At 51.0% G+C, this 1918-nt stretch carries 1 rRNA gene; it reads left to right on the top strand.

The window, feature by feature from the left end:
- Positions 1-59: 59 nt before the first annotated feature.
- A 23S ribosomal RNA gene (locus WBS51_RS15075) occupies positions 60-1918 on the top strand; the annotation flags it as partial.

Raw genomic sequence — 1918 nt, 5'->3', positions numbered from 1 at the left:
CAAGTAGAGAAACCAAGAAACAACAAGCCGTCAGATATTAACGCTATAGTATCTGAAGAGGCCAAGCAAGAAAGAGCGCAGGGCGGATGCCTTGGCACTAAGAGCCGATGAAAGACGTGATAAGCTGCGATAAGCTTCGGGGAGGAGCAAATATCCGATGATCCGGAGATTTCTGAATGGGGAAACCCACATGAGAAGACCTCATGTATCCATACGCCAATCCATAACGTATGGAGGGGAACCCGGTGAACTGAAACATCTAAGTAGCCGGAGGAGAAGAAAGAAACCTCGATTTCCTAAGTAGCGGCGAGCGAACGGGAAAGAGCCCAAACCAGCGTGCGTGCATGCTGGGGTTTGGACTGCGGAATTGATTCGTTGAAGGTAATGGAACGGTTTTGGGAAAGCCGGCCAGAGAGGGTGAAAGCCCCGTACATGAAACCAGAGACGACATGGCAGTATCCAGAGTACCACGAGACACGGGAAACCTTGTGGGAATAAGCGGGGACCACCCCGTAAGGCTAAATACTCCTTAGTGACCGATAGTGCATAGTACTGTGAAGGAAAGGTGAAAAGGACCCCGGGAGGGGAGTGAAAGAGAACCTGAAACCCTGTGTTTACAAGCTGTGGAACACCATTATTAGGTGAACCGCGTACTTTTTGTAGAACGGTCCGGCGAGTTGTGCATACTGGCAAGGTTAAGCACCAAAGGTGCGGAGCCGTAGGGAAACCAAGTCTTAACAGGGCCAGAGTCAGTATGTGCAGACCCGAAACCGGGTGATCTATCCATGTCCAGGTTGAAGCTGCCGTAAAAGGCAATGGAGGACCGAACGCACATCCGTTGAAAAGGGTGGCGATGAGGTGTGGATAGGGGAGAAATTCCAATCGAACCCGGAGATAGCTGGTTCTCCTCGAAATAGCTTTAGGGCTAGCCTCGGCAAAGGTTTATGGAGGTAGAGCACTGAATTTCCTAGGGGGCGTCAAAGCCTACCGAAGAATATCAAACTCCGAATGCCATGAAACTGATTGCCGGGAGTCAGACTATACGAGATAAGTTGGATAGTCAAAAGGGAAAGAGCCCAGACCTCCAGCTAAGGTCCCAAAGTACGTGTTAAGTGGAAAAGGATGTGGGATTTCGAAGACAACCAGGATGTTGGCTCAGAAGCAGCCATACATTCAAAGAGTGCGTAATAGCTCACTGGTCGAGAGGTCCTGCGCCGAAAATGTCCGGGGCTGAAACACGACACCGAAGCTGAGGAATCCTGAAAGGGATTGGTAGAGGAGCATTGCATAAGGGAAGAAGCAGTACCGGAAGGAGCTGTGGACTTTATGGAAGAGAGAATGCCGGAATGAGTAGCGAGATAGAGGTGGGAATCCTCTAGGCCGAATATCCAAGGTTTCCAGGGTAAAGCTGATCTGCCCTGGGTAAGTCGGGGCCTAAGGCGAGGTCGAAAGACGTAGCCGATGGACAACAGGTTGAAATTCCTGTACTGCAGTATGACAGAACTGTGGGGACACGTGTGGAGAGCATAGGCGCGGAATGGAAAGCCGCGTGCAAGCGAGGTAGGGGTCACATAGGAAAATCCGTGTGGCAACCCGAAGACGTGATGCGGACCGAAAAGAAGTAGGGAAGTATGTGAGCCATGCGTCGAGAAAAGCCGCTATTGTTTGTACTGTACCCGTACCGTAAACCGACACAGGTGGATGAGGAGAGAATCCTAAGGCCGGCGGAAGAAGCATTGTTAAGGAACTCGGCAAAATGACCCCGTAACTTCGGGAGAAGGGGTGCCACAGAGATGTGGCCGCAGAGAATAGGCTCAAGCAACTGTTTAGCAAAAACACAGGTCTATGCAAAACCGAAAGGTGAGGTATATGGGCTGACGCCTGCCCGGTGCTGGAAGGTTAAGAGGAGAGGTTAGCT

Origin of the sequence: Blautia acetica (assembly GCF_038739805.1) — a bacterium.
GTDB lineage: Bacteria > Bacillota > Clostridia > Lachnospirales > Lachnospiraceae > Blautia.
This window is presented reverse-complemented; position numbering and strand designations above follow the sequence as displayed.